Genomic DNA, 22,823 nt, shown 5'->3' with positions numbered 1-22,823 from the left:
GATCAGGGACGGGATCACGGGGAGTCGCGGAGGAGGCGGGCGCGGCTGTTGGCCAGATGGACGCGGACGGCCGCCCGCGCGGCCTCGGCGTCCCCCCGCTCGATCGCGGCGTGGATGTCGTCGTGCTCGGCGACGATCCTGGCGAAGGCGGCCGGGCCGGGATCGAGCCGGTCGCGCGGCACGACGATCATCGCGGGGCCGAGCGAGCCGAGCAGGCCGGCGTAGTACCGGTTGCCGGTGGCGAGGGCGATCCGCAGGTGGAACAGGTGATCGGCGTGGACCGCCGCGCCGGGGTTGCCCGCCGCCGCCGCGAAGGCGTCCAGCGCCTCGCGCAGCCCCGCCAGCGCCGCCTCCGTACGCCGGGCGGCGGCGAGCGCGGCCGACTCCGTCTCGAGCCCCATCCGGAAGTCCAGCAGGTCGAGCACCTCCTGCCGGGTACGGGCGGGCGCCGGGTCGAAGCCGGTCGCGCTCGGCAGGGCCAGCACGAAGCTGCCGCGCCCGTGCTGGGTCTCGACCAGCCCGGCGGCCTTGAGCCTGGCGACGGCCTCCCGGACGACGGTCCGGCTCACCCCGTGGGCGCTGATCAGCTCGCTCTCGGTCGGCAGCCGCTCCCCCGGCCGGATCACGCCCTCCCGGATGCGCGCCGTCAGGGTGTCGACGAGCTGCTGGGTGCGGCTGGTCACGGCGTCTCGAAGCGTTCGGCGGTCCACGCGGCGGCCCGCTCGCTCAGCGTGACGCCGATGCCGGGCCGCTCGGGGACGAGCATGCGCCCGTCGCGGATCTCCAGCCGCTCCTCGAACAGCGGCTCCAGCCATTCGAAGTGCTCCACCCACGGCTCCAGCGGGTACGCGGCGGCCAGGTGGAGGTGGATCTCCATGGCGAAGTGGGGGGCGAGCTGGAGGCGTTCGTGCCCGGCCAGGGCGGCCAGGCGCAGGAACGGGGTGATGCCGCCGATGCGGGGCGCGTCCGGCTGCAGGACGTCCGCGCCGCGGGCCCGGATCAGCCCGGCGTGCTCGTCGACGCTGGTGAGCATCTCGCCGGTGGCGATCGGGGTGTCGAGCGCGGCGGCCAGGGCGGCGTGCCCGTCGTGGTCGTAGGCGTCCAGGGGCTCCTCGATCCAGACCAGGCCGAGCTCTTCCAGCGCCCGGCCCATGCGGGCGGCGGTGGGGCGGTCCCACTGCTGGTTGGCGTCCACCATGAGCGGGACGTGGTCGCCGAGGTGCTCGCGCACCGCCCGTACCCGGGCGAGGTCGGCGCGGGTGTCGGGCTGGCCGACCTTGATCTTGACGCCGCCGATGCCGCGCTCCAGCGCCGCGGTGGCGTTCTCCAGCACCTGATCGAGGGGGGCGTGCAGGAATCCGCCCGAGGTGTTGTAGCAGCGCACGGAGTCGCGGTGGGCGCCGAGCAGCTTGGCCAGCGGCAGGGCGGCGCGCCTGGCCTTCATGTCCCACAGGGCGATGTCGAGCGCGGCGATGGCCTGCGTCGCCAGGCCGCTGCGGCCCACGGACGCGCCCGCCCAGCACAGTTTGTCCCAGAGGCGGGCGATGTCGTTGGGGTCCTCGCCGACGAGGTCGTTCGCGATCTCCTTGGCGTGGGCGTACTGGCCGGGGCCGCCGGCGCGCTTGGAGTAGGCGAAGCCGATGCCCTCGTGCCCCTGCTCGCTGGTGATCTCGGCGAACAGGAACGCGATCTCGGTCATCGGGCGCTGCCGGCCGGTGAGGACCTTGGCGTCGCTGACGGGGGTGTCGAGGGGCAGGTAGACGGACGAGAGCCGGACGCGGGCGACGCGGTCCGCTGAAGTCATCATGACGACATGCTAGGTCGTCATGATGACTTCAGCGATGCGGGGGTTCCCTCGCGCCTGTCGCCGGCGGTCAGGGGACGTCGGGCGCCGGTTCGGGGGCGACCTCGGGGGTGCGGTGCTCGTACGGCGTGCTGAGCACCACCGTCGTACGCGTCGAGACGTGGGCGGCGGCGCGGATCTGCTGCAGCAGGTCCTCCAGCGCCACCGGCGAGGCCACCCGCACCTTGAGAATGTAGCTCTCGTCGCCCGCGACGCTGTGGCAGGCCTCGATGGCCGTCAGGTGGGCGAGGCGTTCGGGGGCGTCGTCGGGAGCGGCGGGGTCGATCGGCTTGATCGACACGAACGCGGTCAGCGGCAGCCCGATCGCGTCGTGGTCGACGATCGCGGCGTAGCCGCGCACGACGCCGCGCTTCTCCAGGCGGCGCACCCGCTGGTGCACCGCCGAGACCGAGAGCCCGGTCTCCCTGGCCAGGTCGGTGAAGCTCATGCGGCCGTCGCGGGCCAGCAGCGTGACGATCCGGCGGTCGATCTCCTCCATCGGATCAAAGGTAGCCGGTCATGGTCACGACATGGTCCCGACAGGGGACGCTCCCCGGCGCATCGCGTGCTCGACGAGCGTGATGAGGACCTCCCTGCCGGAGTCGCGGCGGCGGGCGTCGCAGCGCACGATGGGGATGTCGGGCTCCAGGCCGATGGCGTCGCGCACCTCCCCGACGGTGAAGTGCTGCGTGCCCTCGAAGCAGTTGAGCGCCACGACGAACGGCTGGTCGCGCTTCTCGAAGTAGTCGACGGACGGGAAGCAGTCGTCGAGCCGCCGGGTGTCGGCGAGCACGACGGCGCCGAGCGCGCCCATGGCGAGCTCGTCCCACACGAAGAAGAAGCGTTCCTGCCCGGGTGTGCCGAACAGGTAGAGCATGTAGTCGTTGGCGATCGTGATGCGGCCGAAGTCCATGGCGACGGTGGTGGTGAGCTTGCGCTCGACGCCGGACAGGTCGTCGACGTGCGTGCCGACCTGCGTCAGCGTTTCCTCCGTCCGCAGTGGCCGGGTCTCGGACACGGCGCCCACCATGGTGGTCTTGCCCGCGCCGAATCCTCCGGCGATCAAGATCTTGATCGCCGTCGGCAGTCGCCAATGGTCAGAGCGACCGAATTCCATCCAGCACCGCCCGTACATCTCCCGCGCATGCGCGACCCCGCCTTGAGGTGCCGTGGTCAGTGGTACCTGTCAAGGTGTGTTGAGAGGGTCGATCCACATGCCTGGCATCGAGACACCCTAGCAACGCCACATTTTCCACTCAAGCCGCAAGTTTTTACAAGAAACCAAATGTCACGGTTTGTAGCGCTGAGCACTCTTATACGCCGCCTTACCACTCGATCAGTCAAGAAACGCTGTCAGGTGATCCGACAGACCCTTTACGCCGCTCCTCACAGTCCGAAAAGCCGTCGGGCCCTGACCAGGCAAGCGAGCCGCCACCGCAGGTGAGAACCGGTGCGGCGCTCTTTCGCCCCCGCACCGCGGGCGGCCCTTGAGGGGTCTGCTGGGGCGGTCGCCGGACGGGGACGCCGGGGGCGGACGGGGCGTCCGGACGCCCCGGTCGTGCGGCAGGCGCTCGAACGACTTCCGGCACCGGGCGTATCGGGGGACCGCTCCGACTTCCGGGTGCGTACGCCCTGAGCGTCCTCATCCCCCAAGCACGGCCCCGCCGCCCACCCGCGAGCCGATGCCGGCGGGGGTCCGTGCGCCACGAGCAGGCCGTACTACGTCCAACGGACGCCCGTACGCGCGCGATAACGGACGTGGGTTGCCGTCCCCGGCAGCCCGATTGCACGCAAGCACTTCCCACTCCGGGACGCCGCACCCGCGGATTCGGTCAGGGACGGCCGGCGCGGCCAGGAGGGCGAAATCCGGAGCGTGGCCTTCCTCCCCCATCCGCCGAGACCTTGGCGGCGAGGGCCACGCGGGACCCGATGCCGAGCTTGGTGTAGATCTTGCCGAGGTGGTACTCGACCGTCTTGACGCTGATGAGCAGTTCGGCGGCGATCTGCCGGTTGGTCAGCCCGTGGGCCACCAGTGTGGCGGTGCTGAGCTCCTGCGGGGTGAGCCCGAGTCTGGCCGTGGCGTGCGTCTCCAGCCCGCACGCCTCCAGCTCGCGCAGACAGTGTTCGGCCTGCGACCGGGCGCCGAGCCGGACGAAGACCGCCCGCGCGGCGGCCAGCCGCCCGGCCGCGGCCCGCCGCCGCCCCGTCCTGCGCAGCAGCCGCCCGAGGTCCAGCAGCACCCGCGCCTCCTCCAGCGGGCACACGCCGTGCTCCACCAGCGCCAGCGCCCGTACGAAGCTCTGCTCGGCCGGGCCGGGCTCGTTCCTGGCGGCCAGCAGCAACCCGCCGAGCCTGACCGCTCCGCCCGCCCTCGCGCCCCGGTGCTCCCAGCCTTGTCCTCCCCCGTGGCGGTCCGCCCCGGGCGATCACCCGTACCGGCCTCGAAGAGAGCGGCCAGGAGCCGTTCCGCCTCGGACAGGTGCCCGGCCGCGATCAACGCCTCGATGCGGCGCGGACGGGGATCGGGAACGAAGAGGCCGGCGCCGTCACAGGCCGGCGGCGCATCCTCGGCGCCAAGCAGGGCCAGCGCCACACCGGCCTGGGCCAGGCCGAACACGTGACGCCAACGGCGTGCCACGCTCATGGCGGCACGCGCGTGCACCAGGGCCTCCTTGTCCCTGCCCAGGGCGGCGAGGGGCGCCGCGCAGGCGGCCAGCAGGAGAGGCAGGAGCCATCGCTGCCCCAGCGCCGCCGCCTCGGCCAGCGCCGGACGAGCGCGGTCTTGCCGATCCCCTCGGGTCCGTCGATGACGACCGTCCTGGCGTGGCCCGCGATGGCCGCGCGCAGCTCGGCGTGCAGCAGGGCGAGCTCCGCCGTACGCCCGACGAACGCCGTACGCTCGACGAACATCGCCGTTCTCCCTCCGCCCCAAGCCCCCTACGACTGGGAAGAGGTGGGGCGGCCGGGCCAGATACCTGGGGTCAAGCCCTGGGGAGCCGGGCCCACATGGCGGTGGCGTCGTCGTGGAGCTTGCCGCGCATCGGCCCTCGGGCGGTCTCCAAGGCGCGCACCGCCTCGACGGCCGCTCGCGGGCCTCGGGTCTCCAGCTCAGCGGCCAGGTCGTCCCAGGTCCAGCCGTACCAGTCGACAAGCCGGGTGACGCCGTCGGTGCACAGTCCGGCCGCGCGCAGCTCGCGCAGGTCGACGCTGCCGTGTACGGCCTCGGCGGCGGCCTCGGGGCGGGCGGCGGCCACCCAGAATCCGCCGGGGGCGTTGCGCAGCCGCCGTACGAGCTCCAGCGAGTACGGACGCCCGCCCGGCAGCCGCTCCAGCCGGTCGTCGGCCACCACCCGCACCCCGCCGCCCGCCAGGCCGAGCAGCACCGGGGAGTCCCCCAGCACGAGATAGTCCAGCCGGCCGCCCGCGACCCGGACCAGGGCGACGGTCGCCGACGGCGAGTCGGGGTTGCCCAGGTCGCAGCCACCCCCGTGCGCCTCGGCGGTGATGGCGATGGCGTCCGCCAGCAGCGCGCGCAGCGGCGCGGGCGCCGGGGTGGGCGCATCGGCGGACAGCCGGGCCGCGAGCGCCCCGCCGAGCCGCGCCACCAGCCATGCGACGTCGTGCGCGCACCCGCTGTCCACCCCGGCCGGCGCCGTCGCCCCGTCGATGACGACGGCCCACGACGGCCCGGCGATGGCCAGGTCCTCGTTCGGCCGCGCGGCGTCGCCGGGAGCGCAGGCAGAGGCGATCTCGGTGAACATCTACGCCAGGAGGGACGGCGCGAGCCGCGGTACGCCGTTCAGACGATCACCAGCTCGCGCGGCGTGTTGTTGAGCCGCTCCCCGCCGCTCTCCGTGCACACGACGATGTCCTCGATGCGCGCGCCGTGCCGCTCCGGCAGGTAGATGCCGGGCTCGACCGAGAAGGCGTGCCCGGGCTCCAGCGGCTCGCCGTTGCCCGCCACGATGTACGGCTCCTCGTGCGTCTCGATGCCGATGCCGTGCCCGGTGCGGTGGACGAAGTAGTCGCCGTAGCCGGCGGCGGCGATCAGCTCGCGCGCGGCGGCGTCGACCGACTCGCAGGACACGCCGGGCCGGACCGCCGCGCACGCGGCCTCCTGCGCCTCGCGCAGCACCTCGTAGTAGGCGGCGAACTCGGCCGGCGGCTCGCCGACGCTGTAGGTGCGGGTGGAGTCGGAGCAGTAGCCGTTGTGGAGCTGGCCGCCGATGTCGACCACGACGGGCTCGCCCGGCCGGATGACCCGGTCGGACACGTCGTGGTGGGGGCTCGCGCCGTTGGGCCCGGAGGCGACGATCACGAAGTCGACGGTGGCGTGCCCGGAGGCCAGGATGGCCTCGGCGATGTCGCGGGCCACCTCGCGTTCGGTGCGCCCGGCGCGCAGCAGCTCGGGCACCCTCCGGTGGACGGCGTCGATCGCCTCCCCCGCCTCGCGCAACGCCGCCACCTCGGCCGGGGACTTGCGCATCCGCAGCTCCCGCAGCACGCTGCCGGCCAGCACCTGCTCGGCGCCGGGCAGCACCTCGCGGAAGCGCAGCGACGACATGGCCCACATGCGGTCGGCCAGCCCCACCTTCGCCACCTCGCCGAGGCGGGCCGCGGCGAGCGCGTAGGGGTCGTCGGTCTCGTCCCAGGCCACGAACTCCAGCCCGAGCCGCGAGGCGGGCGAGGCCTCGGCGGCGGGCAGCTCCAGGCGGGGCACCATCATGAAGGGCTCGCCGGACGCGGGCACCACGAGGCACGTCAGCCGCTCCAGCGGCTTGGCGTCGTAGCCGCTGACGTAGCGCAGATCGGGGCCGGGCGTGAGCAGCAGGGCGTCGAGCCCGCCCTTGGCGGTGGCCTCCTGGACGGCGGCCAACCGGGACACGGGATACAAGTCTGAGGACGTCACCAGGCCAATCTACTCTCGGCCGCCCCTCCTAAAATCCGCGGAAAGCTCTTCCCGGCATCTCGGATCGCTACAGACCGTGCCTAATCGATCACGTAGTGTGGGAACAATTGTCCAGATCCACTGCGCTTTGGAAGCGAGATTATGGTCGACGTCATGAGCTCGGCCGGGCTGCTAGGGCCGGACACCGACGCGGAGATGCTGGCCGCCAGGCTGGCTCACGCGCAGCGGCTCGGCAACCTGGGCTGGGCCGAGTGGCACTTCCGCACCGGCGAGACGACCTGGTCCGACCAGGTGTACACGATCTTCGGCCGCGACCCGGGCAAGGGTCCGATCGCGCTGCCCCGGCTGGCCGAGCACGTCGTGCCGGCCGACGTCGCCGCGCTGGACCGGCTGCTGTGGGCCGCGCTGCGCTGCGTGGAGCCGGTCCAGGCCGAGCTGCGCATCCGCCGGGGCGGCAACTGGAGCGACCTGCGCGACGTACGCCTGGTGCTGGAGCCCCTGATGGGCGACGGCGGGGCGGTCGGCCTGCACGGCGTCATCCAGGACATCACGGGCCGCCGGCGGGCCGAGCGCATGATGTCGGAGTCGCGCCGCCAGCTCCTGGAGGCGCGCGAGCGGGCCGCGGAGGAGCGCCACGTGATGCTGGCGCTGCGCGAGGCGATCCTGCCCGACCCGGCCTGCCCGCCAGGTCTGCCGCACATCCGGGTCGCGGTCCGTTACGTCCCCGCGGAGAAGACCGCGAACCTCGGCGGCGACTGGTTCGAGGCGTCCCCGGCCCCCGACGGCCGGCTGCTGCTGGCGGTCGGCGACGTCTCCGGCCACGGCCTGCCCGCCATCGCGCACATGGCCCAGCTCCGGCACGCCCTGGTCGGCCTGGCCATGACCGGCCGGCCCGCGCACCGGCTGCTCGACTGGCTCAACGAGCTGGTGCTGCACCAGATCAGGGACACCACCGCCACGGCGGTCATCGGGCATCTCGACCCGGAGACGCGGGTGTTCGCCTGGAGCCAGGCTGGGCACCTGGCGCCCGTCCTGGTCCGTGACGGGACCGCGACGCCGCTGGAACCGCCCCGGGGGGTGCTGCTGGGGGCGGCGGAGGGGCGGCCGTACGAGCTGGCCACGACCCGGCTGAAGCCGGGCGACGTGCTGCTGATGTTCACCGACGGGCTGGTGGAGCGGCGCACCCGCGACCTCGACGTCGGCCTCGACCTCGTCATGGCCGCCGCCCGCGAGGTGCCGGGCCGTGACCTGGAACACGACCTGGAGTCCGGGCTCGACAAACTGCTGGCCGACATCGGCGGCCCCAATCCCGAGGACGACGCGTGCCTGCTGGGGGTGGGCATACTGGGGTAGTGCTGATGCTCCTGGACACCCCGTCCCTCTACTTCCGCGCCTTCTTCGGCGTGCCGGAGACGATCAAGGCTCCCGACGGCACGCCGGTCAACGCGGTCCGCGGCCTGATCGACATGATCGCCACGCTCGTACGCGACCACTCCCCCGCCGAGCTGGTGGCCACGATGGACGCGGACTGGCGGCCGGCGTTCCGGGTGGCGGCGATCCCAACGTACAAGGCGCACCGGGTCGCCGAGGGCGACGCCGAGGAGGTGCCGGAGACGCTGGTGCCGCAGATCGCCGTGATCAACGACGTGCTGGACGCGGTCGGCATCGCCCGCCTGGAGTCGTCCGGGTACGAGGCCGACGACGTCATCGGCACGCTCACCCACCGGGCGGGACGCGGCGCGGTGGACATCGTCACCGGCGACCGCGACCTGTTCCAGCTCGTGGACGACGCCCGCCCGGTCCGCGTGCTCTACACCGCGCGCGGCATCCGCAACCTGCAGATCGTGGACGAGGCGTTCGTCACCGCCAAATACGGCGTCCCCGGCCGGTCCTACGCCGACTTCGCGACCCTGCGCGGCGACCCCAGCGACGGCCTGCCCGGGGTGCCGGGCGTCGGCGACAAGACCGCCGCCGCCCTCATCACCCGCTTCGGCTCGCTGCCCGCGCTGCTGGAGGCTCTGGACGCGGGCGGTGCCGAGGGCTTCCCGGCAGGCAGCCGGGCCAAGCTGGCCGCCGCCCGCGACTACCTGCGCGCCGCGCCCGCGGTCGTCAAGGTCGCGCACGACGCGCCCCTGCCGGACGCCGACCTCGCCGTGCCGGCCAAGCCGCGCGACCCGGAGGCGCTGGTGGCACTGGCCGACCGCTGGGGCCTGGACGGCCCGCTCAACCGGCTCCTCGCCGTGCTCGACCGCTGATCGGCCCGCCCGCCGGGCCCGCGTGGCGGGTCAGGCGGCCAGTGCGGCCCGGATCGCCGCCTGCGCGGCTTCGCGCAGGCGGGCGTGCACGCGTACGTTCTCCTCGCGGTCGGTGCGCACCTCGACGATCCGCGGCCCCTCGCCGCGCATGGCCTTGGGCAGGTCGGACAGGTCCGGCAGCAGCGTGTACGGCGTCCCGGTGGCAGCCGCGACGTATCCGAGGTCGACGCCGTGCGGCGTGCCGAAGACCCGCTCGAACGGGTCGCGCACCGCGGCCTGCGGCAGCAGCGAGAAGATCCCGCCGCCGTCGTTGTTGACCACCACGAAGCACACGTCGGGCCGCGGCTCGCGGGGCCCGAGGATCAGCCCGTTCTGGTCGTGCAGGAACGTCAGGTCGCCGAGCAGCGCGTACGACGGCCCGTTGTGCGCCAGCGCCGCCCCCATCGCCGTGGACACCAGCCCGTCGATGCCGGACGCTCCCCGGCTGGCCATGAGCCGGATGCCGCGCCGCGGCCGCATCGCCTGGTCGAGGTCGCGGATCGGCATCGAGGAGCCGCAGAACAGCAGCGCCCCGTTGGGCAGCGCGTCCACGAGGTCCCTGGCCAGGCGCGGCTCGCTGAGGCCCGAGGCGTCGAGCACGTCGTCGACGGCCGCCCTGGCGGCCCGGTCGGCGTGCCTCCAGTCGTGCAGCCAGCTGTCGTCGCCGGCCGCGACCGGGATCTCCACGGCCTGGGCGACCTGCGTGGCCGAGCGGGTCGGGTCGGGCCAGCGGCCGAGGTCGGGGGCGACCACGATGTGCTCGCCGGCCCGGCCCAGCCAGGACAGCAGCGGCCGGGACAGCCCGGGGCGGCCGAGCGTGACGACCACGTCGGGCAGGTGGTTGTCGGCGAACTCGGGCGTGCTCAGCAGGTGGTGGTAGGTGGAGACGGCGTGGTCGCCGTAGCGGGCGCCGCCGTTGGGCTCCGACAGCACTGGCCAGCCCGCCATGCCGGCGGCGGCGACGTAGCGGCGCACGTTGGCGGCGCCGTCGCCGACGACGAGCACGCCGCGCCGGGTGGGCGGGATGTGCAGGGCGATCGGCGGGGGCGCGACGCGGGCGCGCACCCAGGGGCCGTTCGCGCCGCCGTCCAGCGGCTCGCACCAGGTGGTGTCGCCGTCGGGGATCAGCGGCTCGCGGAAGGCCAGGTTGAGGTGGACGGGGCCGGGGTCGGACGGGCCGGTGGCGCGCTGGTAGGCGCGGCAGGCGAGCGAGCGCCAGTAGGCGACCTGGCCGGGGCGGTCCTCGGGGGCGCCGACCTCGGCGAACCAGCGTGTCGCCGAGCCGTACATCTTGAGCTGGTCGATGGTCTGGTTGGCGCCGGTGCCGCGCAGCTCGGGCGGCCGGTCGGCGGTGAGCACCAGCAGCGGTACGCCGGACTCGGCCGCCTCGATCACGGCCGGGTGGAAGTTGGCGGTGGCGGTGCCGGAGGAGCAGATGAGCGCCACCGGCCGCTCGCTCCGCTTGGCCAGCCCCAGCGCCAGGTACGACGCCGAGCGCTCGTCGATGCGCACGTGCAGCCGCACCCGCGACTCGGCGTGCAGCGCCAGCGCCAGCGGGGCCGAGCGCGAGCCGGGGGCGAGCACCACGTCGGTCAGGCCGCAGCGCACCAGCTCGTCGACGAGCACCGTGGCCAGTGCGGTAGCGGGGTTCAACGTGACGCCTCCTGCATCCGGCGAAGCCACTGGGGAGAATCAATCTCAAATGCCGACAAAAGCTGAAAATTCACCTCGGGACGGCGGACGGTCAGCTCGCCGTCCACGGGCACCAGCGAGTCGTCCACGACGTCGCCGTCGAGCAGCGCCATCGTGCCGAGCCCGCACGCGTACGGCAGCGACGGCAGCGCGGCCGCCAGCGCCAGCCCCGCCGCGAGCCCCACGGACGTCTCCACCGCGCTGGAGACCACGGCGGGCAGCCCGCACGCCTCCACCACGCGCAGCGCCTCGCGCACCCCGCCGAGCGGCTGCACCTTGACCACCGCCACGTCGGCCGCCTCGGCCGCGCGCACCCGCAGCGGGTCCTCGGCGCGGCGGATCGACTCGTCGGCGGCGATCGGCACGTCGCAGGCCCGCCGGACGGCGGCCAGCTCCTCCAGGGTGGCGCACGGCTGCTCGGCGTACTCCAGGTCGTACTTGTCCAGGCGCCTCAGCCGGGTGACGGCCTCGTCGACGCTCCACGCGCCGTTGACGTCCACCCGCAGCCTGCCCGACGGCCCGAGCGCGTCGCGCACGGCCTCCACCCTGGCCACGTCGTCGTCGAAGCTTTGACCGCGCTCGGCCACCTTGACCTTGGCCGTGCCGCATCCGGAGCGCCGTACGATCGCGTGCGCCTCCTCGGGGTCCACGGCCGGGACCGTGGCGTTGACGGGGACGCGCTCGCGCACCGGCGCCGGCCAGCCCTCGAAGGCGGCCTCGCGGGCGCAGGCGAGCCAGCGGGCGCACTCGCGCGGGCCGTACTCGGGGAACGGGGAGAACTCACCCCATCCGGCGGGGCCGCGCAGCAGCACGCCTTCCCTGACGGTCTGCCCCCGGAACCGTGTCCGCATCGGGATCCTGAAGACCACCGGAGCCTCGGGAGAACGCGCCACGACCCTCCCCCGCTTCCGCTGCGCCTTTGTCCGACCTGTCGCCATTAACCTTACGAGCATGTGGAGGAACCCGTCGCATCCGGACCGCCCGCTGCATGCCATTGTGCAGCCTCCCGGGCCCGCGCTCTTCGCCGCGATCCTCGACGCGCTCGACGGCAGCGGCCCCGCCGTCCTGCCGCTGGCGCCCGGCGGCTCCTCCGCCGCCGCGATCGCCTCGCTGCGTCCCACCCACGCGGGCGGCGAGCGGCTCGACGGCGGCGAGGGCGTCCCCGAGGACGTCGCCGTCGTGATCGCCACCAGCGGCAGCACAGGCGCGCCCAAGGGCGTCATGCTGTCGGCCACCGCGCTGCGCGCCTCGGCGGCGGCCTCGCTGCGCCGCCTAGAGGCGTCCAAGGGCGAGCGCTGGCTGTGCTGCCTGCCGGTCGCGCACGTCTCAGGGCTGCAGGTGCTGGTCCGCGCGCTGCTGTCGGGCACGGAGCCGATCGTCCACCCGCGCTTCGACCCGCGCGCGGTGCTGGAGTCGGGGGCCGAGCACGTCTCGCTGGTGCCGACGCAGCTTCACCGGCTGGTCGAGCTGGGGGCCGATCTGTCGGTGTTCCGTACGATCCTGCTCGGCGGCGCCGCGCCCCGCCCCGGCCTGCTGGACCAGGCCCGGGACCTCGGCGCCAGGGTCGTGACGTCGTACGGCAGCAGCGAGACCAGCGGCGGCTGCGTGTACGACGGCCTGCCCCTTTACAATGTAGATCTCAAGATCGGCGCGGACGGGCTGATCAGGATCGCCGGTCCCGTGCTGTTCTCCGGCTACCGCTTCGGCGCCCCCGAGGAGCCTTTCGACGGCGGCTGGTTCGTCACCTCCGACCTCGGCGAGCTGTCCGGCGGGCGGCTGCGGGTGCTGGGCCGGGCCGACGACGTCGTCAACACCGGCGGCGAGAAGGTGGTGGCCGGCGCGGTGGCGGCCGTCCTCGGCGAGCATCCCGGGATCGCCGACGTGGCCGTGATCGGCGTACCCGATCCCGAATGGGGCGAACGGGTCACCGCCATCGTCGTACCCGCCGACCCCGACACACCCCTCACGCTTGATCAATTGCGGGCGTACTCCCACGATAGGCTGCCCCCTTACGCCGCCCCCCGCGAGCTGCGCCTCGTCGCCGCCCTGCCCCTGCTGCCGAACGGCAAGACCGACCTGGTCAGGCTGAAGGCAGGAACCTGACGGAGTGCCGCTGCGTCATAGTGGGGAGAAGGAGGGAGCCTTCATGGACCAGACCCGCAAGATGTGGGCATCCGCGGCCGTCGTCGGCGTCATCGTCGCCGGGGGGATCTCCATCGCGGCGGCCGCCTCGGCGGGCAGGCTCGACCAGGCGGCCGAGGAGACGGGCGCGGTGGTGGAGGGCCGGCCCTCACCCGTGTCCTCCGACGGCGCCGGCGACGGCGTCGTGGTCTCCGAGGAGGTCAACCCCGATCCCGCCAAGGTCTTCGAGTACTGGAGCGACGACCGCATGGAGGGCGCCGAGCCCATGCCCATGCCGGCGGTCACCGAGGGTGGCGTCTTCCACATCACGGAGTGACGGCGAGGGGTTCCCGCGGCCTCGGCGCAATCTGTGCCTTTTCCGGCAGTTCGCCCCCTCGGGAACAAATGGCGGAAATTGGCGTTATTGATACTGGTGCGCCGTGCGGACAGCGAAGCCGCCCCGCCACAACCTGCCTGATCGCTTCTTACTCCGTACGGAGGAGGTGTCCTCATGCCCAGAACCGCCGAGGCGACCCCGCACGCGACTCTCGACCAACTGATCGAACGAGGACGTTACCAGGGTCACCTTTCTCTGGCGGAGCTGCGTGACGCGTTCGCCCAAGCCGGCGTCAGCCCTTCCGAGGGCCGTACGATCCTGCGCGAGCTCTCCGAGGCCGGCGTCAGCCTGGCCGCCGAGAACGAGCCGTCTCTCAGCAAGACCGCCCCCAGCAACACCCGCAAGACCACCGAGCCCGCGTCGGCCGAGGAAGACGCTCCCAAGAAGCCCTCGCCCTCGCGCACAAAGGCTACCGGCCGCAAGCCCGCCAAGGCAAAAACCGCTGTACGCAACGGCGCCGCCAAGAACACCGGCACGAGCACCGGGGGGCCCGTCGACGGCAAGCCGGAGCATGAGGAAGACGTCCCCGACGACATCGTGCTGGACGAGGCCGAGATCGAGCACGAGCAGGCCGACCTGGACGACACCCAGTCGGTCATGGGCGACTCGGTGCACACCTATCTGAAGTCGATCGGCCGCCGCACCCTGCTGACCGCCGCCCAGGAGGTCGAGCTGGCCAGGCGGATCGAGGCCGGCCTGTACGCCGAGTACAAGCTGGAGACCCACCCCGACCTGCCGGCGGACGTCCGTGACGACCTGCACCTGGTGGTGCAGGACGGCCGGCGCGCCAAGGACCACATGCTGGAGGCCAACCTCCGGCTGGTCGTGTCCGTCGCCAAGAAGTACACCGACCGCGGCATGTCGCTGCTCGACGTGGTGCAGGAGGGCAACCTCGGCCTCATCCGGGCCGTGGAGAAGTTCGACTACACCAAGGGCTTCAAGTTCTCGACGTACGCGATGTGGTGGATCCGGCAGGCCATCCAGCGCGGCTTCGCCGACTCGGCGCGTACGATCCGGCTGCCCGTGCACGTGCTGGAGATGCTCTCCAAGCTGTCGCGGGTGGAGCGGGACATGCACCAGCGCCTCGGCCGCGAGCCCACGCCGGAGGAGCTGGCCGTCGAGCTGGACAAGACCCCCGACCAGATCGAGGAGCTGCTGCGCACCAGCCGCCAGCCGATCTCGCTCAACGCGACGATCGGCGAGGACGGCGAGACCACGATCGGCGACCTCATCGAGGACGTCGACTCGCCCGAGGCGTCGGAGATCGTCGACCGCCAGCTGCTGGGCGACCAGCTGCGCGGCGTGCTCGACAACCTCTCGCCGCGCGAGTCGAAGATCATGGCGCTGCGCTTCGGCCTGGTGGACGGCAAGCCGCACACCCTGGACGAGATCGGCAAGCACCTGGGCCTGACCCGGGAGCGGATCCGCCAGCTGGAGAAGGAGTCGCTGTCCAAGCTGCGGCACCCGAGCAACACCCGCCCGCTGCTCGACTGGGCGAGCTGAACCCCCGCCCGGACCGCCTGAACATGCCGGAAGCCCCGGCGCGCCTCACCAGGAGACGCGCCGGGGCTTCCGCATGTCGTGCACCGACGCGGCGGGGCCGCTAGGCGGTCGCGGGGACCGGGCGCGGGACGCGCGGGATGCCCCACATGCGGTTTTCCTCGCGCAGGGTGCGCAGCCGGTCGACCTCGGCCGTCCACTCGCGCCCGCGCGGCGTCGCCTTGGCCTTGCGGCGCGCGATGCGGTCGTCGTAGGACTTGACCCCGAAGGTGGCCCGCTGGCCCGCCTCGGCGGCCCGCAGCGCCTCGGTCAGCGCCTGGTCGAACGCCCGGCCCGCGGCCAGCAGCTCGACCTCGTCGGCCGCCGCGGCCCGCAGCTCCCGCAACGTGCTCTCGGCCTGCCTGGCCCGCTCCAGCAGCTCGGGATAGCTCCTGGAGATCTCGCGGTCCGCGTGGTAGCGGACCTCGGCCTCCCGGCTCACCCGAGGACGGAAAAACGCCATGGACCCTGCCCCTTCACCAGCCGATAAGTCATGCCAGGCCCAAGAGTACGCCTCCTCGCGACACATGCGGGAATCACCCCGCCGCCGCGCCCTTTACGAAGTAAGATGATCTTCATGCCCGCCAAGAGACCACCGATCCCCCTCTCCCGCGAGCGGATCATCGAGGCCGCGCTGCACATCGCCGACAGCCAGGGGCTGCGCCGGCTCACCATGCGCCGGCTCGGCGACGCGCTGCAGGTCGAGGCCATGGCCATCTACCACCACCTGCCCCGGGGCAAGGAGGCGCTGATGGACGCCCTGGCCGAGCACGTGACCACCGTCCACGTCGAGCAGCGCCCCACCTGGCAGGAGACGGCCAAGGCGTGGTGCCGGGCGGAGCGGGAGCTGCTGCGCGAGCATCCCGGCGTGCTGGCGCTGGCGCTCACCAAGCCGCCCAAGGGCACCACGCTCATCGCCCTGGGCGAGCAGACCGAGCAGTTGGCCGACGGCGGCCTCGACGACGCCCCCGACGCGGTGCGGACGCTACGCGCGTTCGTGTACGGCAGCGTGGCCGTCGAGGTCCAGCGGTCCGGCTGGGCCGACCCAGAGGTCGACGAATGGATACGGCGGGACGAACGGGCCGATGCGGACTTCGAGCGCGGACTCGACGCTCTTCTCAAGGGTTTGCAAACGTGATGCGCGTGTCGTGCTTGGCCCGTTATCCTGCATAAGGCACCCTGTGTCGAAGGTCACACGTCACGGTGACGGCATCGCACCCTTGCCAAGAGAACAACCCGAGCCGCTCCCGCCCCTCACAACGGGAGCATTCCACGAGATATCGGAGGCACGCCGATGTGCCCGCACGTCCCGGCCTGTCCGGATGCAGAGGCGCCCGACCGCGAGGCGGCACGTACCCTCGCCTGCCATCCCGAGCAGGGGTGGAGCCTGCTCTGCAACGGCGTGGTCCTGTTCGAGGACACCGGGGAGCTCCTGCCGAGCGGCGCCTCCATCGAGCCGCACCGGCCGGTGGGCGTCTGAGCCCGCGGGCTAGGAGGGCTCCCCGCTCCGCCGATCAGCCAGCGCGTAGTGGCCCAGCCACTCCGCCACGATCCCGCCGACCCGGGCGGGATCCCGTTTGAGATCGTGCCCCTCACCGGGCAGCACCACCAGCCGCGCCGCGTCCGCGGCGTCCGGGACGCCGAACGGGTCGCGGTCGCCGTTGACGACCAGCACGTCCACCCCCGCACCGCGCAGCTCGCCGGCCCTGGACCTGTCGGGCCGGCCCGGCGGGTGCAGGGGGAAGGCCAGCGCCACGACCGCCGCCGCGCCCACCGCCGCCGCCGTACGGCAGGCCACCCGTGCCCCGTTGCTCCGCCCGCCCTGCACGAGGGGCAGGCCGGGCCGGTGCGCCCGCAGCTCCGCGAGGACGGTCTCCCACGCCTCGTCCTGACGGGCCGGCGAGCCGGGGGCCCGCGCCCCCGCCAGCCGGAACGCCTGCGTCACCCTGGCCACCCCGAACCCCGCCGCGAGCGCGGCGTCGCGCACGGCCAGCAGGTCGGGGGCGTCCACTCCCCCGGCGGAGCCGTGGGTGAGGACGAGCAGCAGCCGAGGGTCGGCCGGCTCCTCCAGGTCCACCCGCGCCGGCCCGCGCGGGGTCGTGATCTCCATGGCAGAACCGTACCTTCGGACGATCCGGCGGTGGCTCTCAGGGCTGATGACGGGCGTGCCGCGAGTAGAGCATGATGTCTTCATGCACCTCGAACGTCCACTCCGTGAGGACCTCAAGGCCACGCTCGACGCCCGTCGCGACCTCGGCCCCGACTACGAGAAGGCGCTCGTGGAGTCCTTCGCGGACCGCCTCGACGAGACGATCGCCGGGCGGGTGCGGGCCGAGCTGGCCGCGCAGGGAGCCGAAACGGCCGCGTACGGAGCCGGCCCCCGCCCCAAGGCCAAGAGCCCGGCCTCCACGATGACCCCGATCGTGCTGGGCTCGCTCGGCATCGGCGTCCCGCTGACCGCGATCGCGGCCGGCCAGGCGGGCCTGCTGGGGCTCGCCATCACCTGGATCGCCATCGTCGTCATCAACGTGGCCGCCGCGTCGGCCGTCATGCGCCGGGGCTGACCCCCGGCCGGGCAGGCGTGGGTCAAAACCCGCGCTCGTAGCGCAGGCGCACCTCGGCGGCCAGCGCCTCGTCGGCGTGCCCCAGCCCGTAGGACCACACCTGGTCGGCGTCCTCCGGCCGGCCGCGCAGCGGCAGCGTACGGGCCAGCAGCTCGATGGCCAGGGCGCTGGTCGGGACGTCGGCCCCGCCCTCCACGGTCTCGGCGAACTCGGCGCAGGCCAGCTCCAAGTGCGCGATGCCGAGCCGCACCCGCAGCCCCGGCACCTCGGACTCGGGGGCGATGCCCAGGGCCTCGATGAGCACGTCGGCGGCCGAGCCCGGCTCGCCGTGCTCCAGCAGCAGGTCGGCGAGCTCCCGCGCCGCCAGCGCCGCCACCTGCTCGTCGCCGGCCGCCACGCCCGACGACGTGGCCTCGCGCAGCTCCTTCTCGGCCTCACCCAGGGTCTCGGCCAGCCGGGCCAGCGCCAGGTGGGCGTGCGAGAGGTAGGCGGGGGTGCCGACGCCCAGCACGGCCTGCCAGGCGGCTCTGGCCTGCTCGGTGCGCCCCTCGCGCTCGAAGCCCTGCGCCAGGTGGCAGGCGGCCTGGGCGGCGTACTCGGGGTGGTTGGTGGCCAGGGCGGTGCGGGCGGCCGCGCGGGCCGCCTCGACCTCGCCGCGCTCCTCCAGCACCACGGCGAGCCCGACGGCGGCCTGCGCGCGGTCGGGCCCGTCGGGGTCGGCGACGAGCCGCCGCAGGATCGCCGCGGCGCCGTCGAGGTCACCGCTCTCGGCGAGCCTGCGGGCGGTGTCGAGGGGCGGGGTCTCCAGCTCCGATGACGTCAAGAGAGCTCCTTACGGCGCCGCTTGGCCTGGGTCGCACCGAAGCCTAACCACTTCCGGCGATCATGTCTGCCCACTTGACGATGCCGGACTGGTTCCCCGCCCCGCGATCCGCTCAGTCCTCGTACGCCTCCAGCGGAGGGCACGAGCAGACCAGGTTGCGGTCGCCGTAGGCCTGGTCGATGCGGCGCACCGGCACCCAGTACTTGCTCTCGCGCAGCGACGCGACCGGGTAGGCGGCCTCGCTCCGGGTGTAGGGGTGCGGCCACTCGTCGGCGGTGACCGACTCGGCCGTGTGCGGGGCGTTGCGCAGCGGGTTGTCGACCGGGTCGTACGCCCCCGACGCCACCTTGGCGATCTCCTCGCGGATGGCGATCATGGCGTCGGCGAACCGGTCGAGCTCGCCGAGGTCCTCGCTCTCGGTGGGCTCGATCATGAGCGTCCCGGACACCGGGAACGACATGGTCGGCGCGTGGAAGCCGTAGTCGATGAGGCGCTTGGCCACGTCGTCCACGGTGACGCCGGTCTCCTTGGTGATCTGCCGCAGGTCGACGATGCACTCGTGCGCGACCAGCCCGCCGCGCCCGGTGTAGAGCACCGGGTAGTGCGGGGCCAGCCGCCTGGCCAGGTAGTTGGCCGACAGGATGGCCTGCTCGGTGGCGGCGGTGAGGCCGTCGGCGCCCATCATCCTGATGTACGCCCACGAGATCGGCAGGATGCCGGCCGAGCCGTGCGGGGCGGCCGAGACCGGCCCGACCAGGGAGCCGTCCTTCAGCGGGTGGCCGGGCAGGTAGGCGGCCAGGTGGCCGCGGACCGCGACGGGGCCGACGCCGGGGCCGCCGCCGCCGTGCGGGATGCAGAACGTCTTGTGCAGGTTGAGGTGGGACACGTCGGCCCCGAACTCGCCCGGCTTGGCCAGCCCGACCAGGGCGTTAAGGTTGGCGCCGTCCACGTAGACCTGGCCGCCGGCCTCGTGCACCTTGGCGCAGACCTCGGTGATGCTCTCCTCGTACACGCCGTGGGTGGACGGGTAGGTGACCATGATCGCGGCGAGCGCGTCGCGGTGCTTGGCGATCTTGGCGTCGAGGTCGGCGAGGTCCACGTTGCCGTCGGCGTCGCAGGCGACGACCACGACCCGCATGCCGGCCATGACGGCGCTGGCGGCGTTGGTGCCGTGCGCCGAGGACGGGATGAGGCAGACGTCGCGGCCGTCCTGACCGCTCGCCCGGTGGTAGGCGCGGATGGCCAGCAGGCCGGCGAACTCGCCCTGCGAGCCGGCGTTGGGCTGCAAGGAGACCGCGTCGTAGCCGGTGACCTCGGCGAGCCAGCGCTCCAGCGTGCCGATCAGCTCCAGGTAGCCCTCGGCCTGCTCGACCGGCGCGTACGGGTGCACGCCCGCGAACTCCGGCCAGGTGATGGGCTCCATCTCGGTGCTGGCGTTGAGCTTCATCGTGCAGGAGCCGAGCGGGATCATCGACCGGTCGAGCGCGATGTCCTTGTCCTGGAGCCGGCGCAGGTAGCGCAGCATCGCGGTCTCGGAGCGGTGGTCGTGGAAGACCGGGTGGGTGAGGTAGCCGGACTCGCGCAGCAGCTCGGCGGGCAGCGCGTCGGCGGTGGACTCGACGTCGACGTCCCGCTCGGGCACGCCGAACGCGGCCTGCACGGCGCGCAGCTCGGCCGTGCCCGTCTTCTCGTCGCAGGCGACCGAGACGTGGTCGTCGTCGGCCCGCCACAGGTTGACGCCGCGCTCGGCGGCGGCGGCGACCACCTCGGCGGCCCGGCCGGGCACCCGGACGAGGACGGTGTCGAAGAACGCCTCGTGCACGACCTCCAGCCCGCCCGCGCGCAGGCTCCCGGCGAGGGCGGCGGCGTGCCGGTGGGCGCGCAGCGCGATGCGGCGCAGCCCTTCGGGGCCGTGGTAGACGGCGTACATGCCGGCGATGACGGCGAGCAGCACCTGCGCGGTGCAGATGTTGCTGGTGGCCTTCTCGCGGCGGATGTGCTGCTCGCGGGTCTGCAGGGCGAGCCGGTAGGCGGGGTCGCCGTCGGCGTCCACGGACACGCCGACCAGGCGGCCGGGGAGCTGGCGCTGCAGGCCCTCGCGTACGGACATGTAGGCGGCGTGCGGTCCGCCGAACCCGAACGGCACGCCGAAGCGCTGGGAGGAGCCGATCGCGATGTCGGCGCCCAGCTCGCCGGGCGCGGCCACGAGGGTGAGCGCGAGCAGGTCGGCGGCGGCCACGACGAGCGCCCCGGCCTCGTGCGCGGCGGCGGCCACGGCGCGGAAGTCGCGCAGCCGCCCGGAGGCGCCGGGGTACTGGACGAGCACGCCGAAGCACTCGGGCAGCGCGCTGCCGTCGAGCGGGTGCTCGGCGAGCTCGATGCCGAGCGGCTCGGCGCGGGTGGCGAGCACCCGCTTGGTCTGCGGCAGGGCGTCGGCGTCGACCACGAACACGTTGCTCTTGGAGCGGCCGGCGCGCCGGGCGAGGGTCATGGCCTCGGCGGCGGCGGTGGCCTCGTCCAGCAGGGACGCACCCGCGACGGGCAGGCCGGTCAGGTCGGAGACGACCGTCTGGAAGTTGAGCAGCGCCTCCAGCCGCCCCTGCGAGATCTCCGGCTGGTACGGCGTGTACGCGGTGTACCAGCCCGGGTTCTCCAGCAGGTTGCGGCGGATGACCGCGGGCGTGATCGTGTCGTGGTAGCCGAGGCCGATCATGGAGGTGAGCACCCGGTTGCGGCCGGCCAGGGCGCGCAGCTCGGCGATCGCCTCGCTCTCGCGGGCGGCGGCGGGGAGCGTGAGCCTGTCCTTGGCCCGGATGGCCTCGGGGACCGCCACGGCCACCAGGTCGGCGACGGACTCGAAGCCGACGGTCTCCAGCATGCGCTGCTGGTCGGCCTCGGACGGGCCGATGTGGCGGCCTGCGAACGGCGGCTCGGACAGGGACGTGGGCGCGGACGGCGGCGGGGATGCCGGCAGGGACTCTGACAGGGCGGTCATGGAAGGTGCCTCCCGAGGCTTATGGAGACCGGCGCCGGGGCGCGGGCGGATGCCGGATCTCCCCCTCTGTCAGCGCGGGCGTCACCGCGACCTGAGAGCTTCGCCTCGCTACGGAGGCTTGCACCGTCGGTGAGGCGCGCCTGGCGGGCGTGCCTGCTTTCCAGAGTTGCCTCGCCCGAGCGGTACAGGTTGCCTGAGAGATTCCGGGGAGGGTTGCTCCTTCGGCGCCCCGGGACCAGATGGTGCCGGGGACTCTCCCGCACGGGGTCGTCAGCCTTGCCTGTCCTAGGTTACTACTCTGGACGTTACGGGCGAATTACTACCCCAGGCGCCGGGCACGGCGGCGCTGGGCGAGCTCGTCAGCGGGGTGGTCGGCCGGGACGTTGTCCTCGACCGCCGCGCGTTCCCCCGGCAGCTCCGCGAGGCTTCCCTCGACCTCTCGCCAGACCCGGCCGAGCGCGATGCCGAACACGCCCTGGCCGCCCTGGAGCAGGTCGATCACCTCGTCGGCCGAGGTGCACTCGTAGACGCTGACGCCGTCGCTCATGAGCGTGATCTGCGCGAGGTCGGCGACCCCGCGGTTGCGCAGGTGCTGCACGGCCGTGCGGATCTGCTGCAGCGACACCCCGGTGTCGAGGAGCCGCTTGACGACCTTGAGCACCAGGATGTCGCGGAAGCTGTAGAGCCGCTGGGAGCCCGAGCCGTGCGCGGCCCGGATGGTCGGCTCCACCAGGCCCGTGCGTGCCCAGTAGTCGAGCTGCCTGTAGGTGATGCCGGCCGCCGCGCAGGCGGTGGGCCCGCGGTAGCCGATGTCGTCCGGCAGCGCCGCCGGACGCTCGTCGAAGAGCAGACCCTGCTCCCCGGCACGCTGCCGCGCGTCCTCGCGCCGCACCGGATCTTCCTGGCCGGCCGTCTTTCCCTCGCCGCTGCTGACCGCCACGCGGACCTCCGGCTTTCTCTCATCCCACGGCCTGATCTGGGGGTTCATATAAGGCGACCGCGGGTTTCACTTGCACCGTAGGACCGTCACCATGCTCAGTCAACGATCCGGCTCGGCGCGTCGTGAAGCGTAAATGCACCGAAATACCTACCCCGCCCTGCCGAAGTCCTCGGGAGTGATCGTGTCAAGGAACTCCCTGAACTTCTCCACCTCGTCCTCCTGGTCGTCCGGGATGACCACGCCGGCCTCCTGGACCACCTCCTCGCTGGCGAAGATGCGCGCTCCGGTGCGCAGGGCGAGCGCGATGGAGTCGGAGGGCCGCGCGCTCACCTCGACGCCGTTGGAGAACACCAGGTCGGCGAAGAAGATGCCGTCGCGCAGCGCGACGATGTTGACCGCGCGCAGGCCGACGCCCAGCGCGCTCAGCACGTCGCGGAACAGGTCATGGGTGAGCGGCCGCGGCGGAGGCTCCTCCGCCTGGGCGAGGGCGATGGCCGTCGCCTCGGTCATCCCGATCCAGATAGGAAGGAACCGCTCCCCGTGTGCCTCCTTGAGCAAGACGATCGGTTGATTTGTGGGCATTTCAACTCTTACGCCCACGACCTCCATCTGCAACACGGGCTGCTCCGTATTCCTGACCGGTGACCCGGCACAGCTCTTGGTTCGTCGCTTCTGCTGACTGGCTACTTCATTTCAACGTAACACC

Annotated in this window: 24 protein-coding genes and 2 riboswitches; of the genes, 8 read left to right on the top strand and 16 right to left on the bottom strand. The window is 73.1% G+C overall.

Going from position 1 to position 22,823, the window contains the following annotated elements:
- Positions 1-14 precede the first annotated feature (14 nt).
- The 8 genes from BMW85_RS23315 to BMW85_RS23280 all read right to left on the bottom strand — a co-directional run bounded on the left by BMW85_RS23315 (position 15) and on the right by BMW85_RS23280 (position 6,737).
- Positions 15-683, bottom strand: a complete 669-nt coding sequence (locus BMW85_RS23315; protein ID WP_091084944.1) for a FadR/GntR family transcriptional regulator — start codon at positions 681-683, stop codon at positions 15-17.
- A complete protein-coding gene (locus BMW85_RS23310; protein WP_091084942.1) occupies positions 680-1,807 on the bottom strand; it encodes an L-talarate/galactarate dehydratase in 1,128 nt (375 codons plus the stop codon). The genes BMW85_RS23315 and BMW85_RS23310 overlap by 4 nt, the downstream gene beginning before the upstream one ends.
- Before the next feature lie 67 nt (positions 1,808-1,874).
- Complete coding sequence (locus BMW85_RS23305; protein WP_091084939.1) at positions 1,875-2,342, bottom strand: Lrp/AsnC family transcriptional regulator; 468 nt, start codon at positions 2,340-2,342, stop codon at positions 1,875-1,877.
- Positions 2,343-2,366: 24 nt separating this feature from the next.
- The gene (locus tag BMW85_RS23300; RefSeq protein ID WP_091084937.1) at positions 2,367-2,960 is read right to left on the bottom strand and encodes a GTP-binding protein; all 594 of its coding nucleotides are present in this window, start codon (positions 2,958-2,960) and stop codon (positions 2,367-2,369) included.
- A 715-nt stretch (positions 2,961-3,675) separates the two neighbouring features.
- Positions 3,676-4,185: a helix-turn-helix transcriptional regulator gene (locus tag BMW85_RS23295; protein ID WP_218155893.1), complete on the bottom strand. Its 510-nt coding sequence runs from the start codon at positions 4,183-4,185 to the stop codon at positions 3,676-3,678.
- A 298-nt stretch (positions 4,186-4,483) separates the two neighbouring features.
- Positions 4,484-4,753, bottom strand: coding sequence for an ATP-binding protein (locus BMW85_RS23290; protein ID WP_091084935.1), 270 nt, complete (start codon positions 4,751-4,753; stop codon positions 4,484-4,486).
- 71 nt (positions 4,754-4,824) lie between these two features.
- A complete protein-coding gene (locus BMW85_RS23285) occupies positions 4,825-5,604 on the bottom strand; it encodes a protein phosphatase 2C domain-containing protein (protein ID WP_091084933.1) in 780 nt (259 codons plus the stop codon).
- A gap of 38 nt (positions 5,605-5,642) precedes the next feature.
- Positions 5,643-6,737, bottom strand: a complete 1,095-nt coding sequence (locus BMW85_RS23280) for a M24 family metallopeptidase (RefSeq protein ID WP_091084930.1) — start codon at positions 6,735-6,737, stop codon at positions 5,643-5,645.
- Between the two features lie 168 nt (positions 6,738-6,905).
- Between BMW85_RS23280 and BMW85_RS23275 the strand changes: the two genes are divergently transcribed.
- Complete coding sequence (locus BMW85_RS23275; protein WP_245775012.1) at positions 6,906-8,105, top strand: PP2C family protein-serine/threonine phosphatase; 1,200 nt, start codon at positions 6,906-6,908, stop codon at positions 8,103-8,105.
- A 5-nt stretch (positions 8,106-8,110) separates the two neighbouring features.
- Positions 8,111-9,007 carry a 5'-3' exonuclease gene (locus tag BMW85_RS23270; RefSeq protein ID WP_091085355.1) on the top strand — a complete coding sequence of 299 codons (897 nt, stop codon included), beginning with the start codon at positions 8,111-8,113 and terminating at the stop codon, positions 9,005-9,007.
- Positions 9,008-9,037: 30 nt separating this feature from the next.
- On the opposite strand, the gene menD is transcribed toward BMW85_RS23270, so the two are convergent.
- Positions 9,038-10,699, bottom strand: coding sequence for a 2-succinyl-5-enolpyruvyl-6-hydroxy-3-cyclohexene-1-carboxylic-acid synthase (gene menD / locus BMW85_RS23265; RefSeq protein ID WP_091084924.1), 1,662 nt, complete (start codon positions 10,697-10,699; stop codon positions 9,038-9,040).
- Complete coding sequence (locus tag BMW85_RS23260; RefSeq protein ID WP_245775011.1) at positions 10,696-11,589, bottom strand: o-succinylbenzoate synthase; 894 nt, start codon at positions 11,587-11,589, stop codon at positions 10,696-10,698. Before BMW85_RS23260 ends, menD begins: the two co-directional genes overlap by 4 nt.
- A 100-nt stretch (positions 11,590-11,689) precedes the next feature.
- Here BMW85_RS23260 and BMW85_RS23255 point away from each other — a divergent pair, with 100 nt between their 5' ends.
- From BMW85_RS23255 to BMW85_RS23245, 3 genes are all read left to right on the top strand, one after another.
- Positions 11,690-12,841: an AMP-binding protein gene (locus BMW85_RS23255; RefSeq protein ID WP_091084920.1), complete on the top strand. Its 1,152-nt coding sequence runs from the start codon at positions 11,690-11,692 to the stop codon at positions 12,839-12,841.
- Positions 12,842-12,884: 43 nt separating this feature from the next.
- Positions 12,885-13,196, top strand: coding sequence for a hypothetical protein (locus BMW85_RS23250; RefSeq protein WP_091084917.1), 312 nt, complete (start codon positions 12,885-12,887; stop codon positions 13,194-13,196).
- A gap of 174 nt (positions 13,197-13,370) precedes the next feature.
- Positions 13,371-14,759 carry an RNA polymerase sigma factor gene (locus BMW85_RS23245; RefSeq protein ID WP_091084915.1) on the top strand — a complete coding sequence of 463 codons (1,389 nt, stop codon included), beginning with the start codon at positions 13,371-13,373 and terminating at the stop codon, positions 14,757-14,759.
- Positions 14,760-14,859: 100 nt separating this feature from the next.
- Here BMW85_RS23245 and BMW85_RS23240 read toward each other — a convergent pair whose 3' ends face one another.
- Entirely contained in the window at positions 14,860-15,258 is a 399-nt protein-coding gene (locus BMW85_RS23240; protein ID WP_177240833.1) for a hypothetical protein, read from the bottom strand.
- 114 nt (positions 15,259-15,372) lie between these two features.
- Here BMW85_RS23240 and BMW85_RS23235 point away from each other — a divergent pair, with 114 nt between their 5' ends.
- Together BMW85_RS23235 and BMW85_RS23230 are read left to right on the top strand one after the other, a co-directional pair.
- Positions 15,373-15,933: a TetR/AcrR family transcriptional regulator gene (locus tag BMW85_RS23235; protein WP_177240832.1), complete on the top strand. Its 561-nt coding sequence runs from the start codon at positions 15,373-15,375 to the stop codon at positions 15,931-15,933.
- A gap of 156 nt (positions 15,934-16,089) precedes the next feature.
- A complete protein-coding gene (locus BMW85_RS23230) occupies positions 16,090-16,275 on the top strand; it encodes a DUF5999 family protein (RefSeq protein ID WP_091084907.1) in 186 nt (61 codons plus the stop codon).
- Between the two features lie 9 nt (positions 16,276-16,284).
- On the opposite strand, the gene BMW85_RS23225 is transcribed toward BMW85_RS23230, so the two are convergent.
- On the bottom strand, positions 16,285-16,905 hold the full coding sequence (locus BMW85_RS23225; RefSeq protein WP_091084906.1) for an alpha/beta hydrolase family protein: 621 nt from the start codon (positions 16,903-16,905) through the stop codon (positions 16,285-16,287).
- An 82-nt stretch (positions 16,906-16,987) separates the two neighbouring features.
- Here BMW85_RS23225 and BMW85_RS23220 point away from each other — a divergent pair, with 82 nt between their 5' ends.
- A complete protein-coding gene (locus tag BMW85_RS23220; RefSeq protein ID WP_091084903.1) occupies positions 16,988-17,359 on the top strand; it encodes a hypothetical protein in 372 nt (123 codons plus the stop codon).
- 22 nt (positions 17,360-17,381) lie between these two features.
- On the opposite strand, the gene BMW85_RS23215 is transcribed toward BMW85_RS23220, so the two are convergent.
- The 4 genes from BMW85_RS23215 to BMW85_RS23200 form a co-directional block, all read right to left on the bottom strand.
- Positions 17,382-18,182 (bottom strand): tetratricopeptide repeat protein, encoded by an 801-nt coding sequence (locus BMW85_RS23215; protein WP_091084901.1) that lies wholly within the window; start codon positions 18,180-18,182, stop codon positions 17,382-17,384.
- A 112-nt stretch (positions 18,183-18,294) separates the two neighbouring features.
- The gene (gene gcvP, locus BMW85_RS23210; protein WP_218155892.1) at positions 18,295-21,177 is read right to left on the bottom strand and encodes an aminomethyl-transferring glycine dehydrogenase; all 2,883 of its coding nucleotides are present in this window, start codon (positions 21,175-21,177) and stop codon (positions 18,295-18,297) included.
- 56 nt (positions 21,178-21,233) lie between these two features.
- A riboswitch (glycine riboswitch) is annotated at positions 21,234-21,347 on the bottom strand.
- Positions 21,348-21,447: riboswitch (glycine riboswitch) on the bottom strand.
- 49 nt (positions 21,448-21,496) lie between these two features.
- Positions 21,497-22,117 (bottom strand): MerR family transcriptional regulator, encoded by a 621-nt coding sequence (locus tag BMW85_RS23205; RefSeq protein WP_091084899.1) that lies wholly within the window; start codon positions 22,115-22,117, stop codon positions 21,497-21,499.
- Between the two features lie 147 nt (positions 22,118-22,264).
- Positions 22,265-22,735 carry a bifunctional nuclease family protein gene (locus tag BMW85_RS23200; RefSeq protein ID WP_020539830.1) on the bottom strand — a complete coding sequence of 157 codons (471 nt, stop codon included), beginning with the start codon at positions 22,733-22,735 and terminating at the stop codon, positions 22,265-22,267.
- Positions 22,736-22,823: the final 88 nt, after the last annotated feature.

This window comes from Nonomuraea wenchangensis, from assembly GCF_900111685.1.
Lineage (GTDB): Bacteria > Actinomycetota > Actinomycetes > Streptosporangiales > Streptosporangiaceae > Nonomuraea > Nonomuraea wenchangensis.
The sequence above is the reverse complement of the archived record's forward strand: the minus strand, read 5'-3'. Positions and strand labels throughout refer to the sequence as shown.

Coding starts and splice junctions, on each gene's coding strand:
- BMW85_RS23290 (WP_091084935.1), bottom strand. CDS start 4,753: ATGTTCGTCGAGCGTACGGCGTTCGTCGGGCGTACGGCGGAGCTCGCC.
- BMW85_RS23260 (WP_245775011.1), bottom strand. CDS start 11,589: ATGCGGACACGGTTCCGGGGGCAGACCGTCAGGGAAGGCGTGCTGCTG.
- BMW85_RS23305 (WP_091084939.1), bottom strand. CDS start 2,342: ATGGAGGAGATCGACCGCCGGATCGTCACGCTGCTGGCCCGCGACGGC.
- BMW85_RS23285 (WP_091084933.1), bottom strand. CDS start 5,604: ATGTTCACCGAGATCGCCTCTGCCTGCGCTCCCGGCGACGCCGCGCGG.
- BMW85_RS23225 (WP_091084906.1), bottom strand. CDS start 16,905: ATGGAGATCACGACCCCGCGCGGGCCGGCGCGGGTGGACCTGGAGGAG.
- BMW85_RS23245 (WP_091084915.1), top strand. CDS start 13,371: ATGCCCAGAACCGCCGAGGCGACCCCGCACGCGACTCTCGACCAACTG.
- gcvP (WP_218155892.1), bottom strand. CDS start 21,177: ATGACCGCCCTGTCAGAGTCCCTGCCGGCATCCCCGCCGCCGTCCGCG.
- BMW85_RS23270 (WP_091085355.1), top strand. CDS start 8,111: ATGCTCCTGGACACCCCGTCCCTCTACTTCCGCGCCTTCTTCGGCGTG.
- BMW85_RS23300 (WP_091084937.1), bottom strand. CDS start 2,960: ATGGAATTCGGTCGCTCTGACCATTGGCGACTGCCGACGGCGATCAAG.
- BMW85_RS23230 (WP_091084907.1), top strand. CDS start 16,090: ATGTGCCCGCACGTCCCGGCCTGTCCGGATGCAGAGGCGCCCGACCGC.
- BMW85_RS23275 (WP_245775012.1), top strand. CDS start 6,906: ATGAGCTCGGCCGGGCTGCTAGGGCCGGACACCGACGCGGAGATGCTG.
- BMW85_RS23310 (WP_091084942.1), bottom strand. CDS start 1,807: ATGATGACTTCAGCGGACCGCGTCGCCCGCGTCCGGCTCTCGTCCGTC.
- BMW85_RS23255 (WP_091084920.1), top strand. CDS start 11,690: ATGTGGAGGAACCCGTCGCATCCGGACCGCCCGCTGCATGCCATTGTG.
- BMW85_RS23240 (WP_177240833.1), bottom strand. CDS start 15,258: ATGGCGTTTTTCCGTCCTCGGGTGAGCCGGGAGGCCGAGGTCCGCTAC.
- BMW85_RS23235 (WP_177240832.1), top strand. CDS start 15,373: ATGCCCGCCAAGAGACCACCGATCCCCCTCTCCCGCGAGCGGATCATC.
- BMW85_RS23220 (WP_091084903.1), top strand. CDS start 16,988: ATGCACCTCGAACGTCCACTCCGTGAGGACCTCAAGGCCACGCTCGAC.
- BMW85_RS23250 (WP_091084917.1), top strand. CDS start 12,885: ATGGACCAGACCCGCAAGATGTGGGCATCCGCGGCCGTCGTCGGCGTC.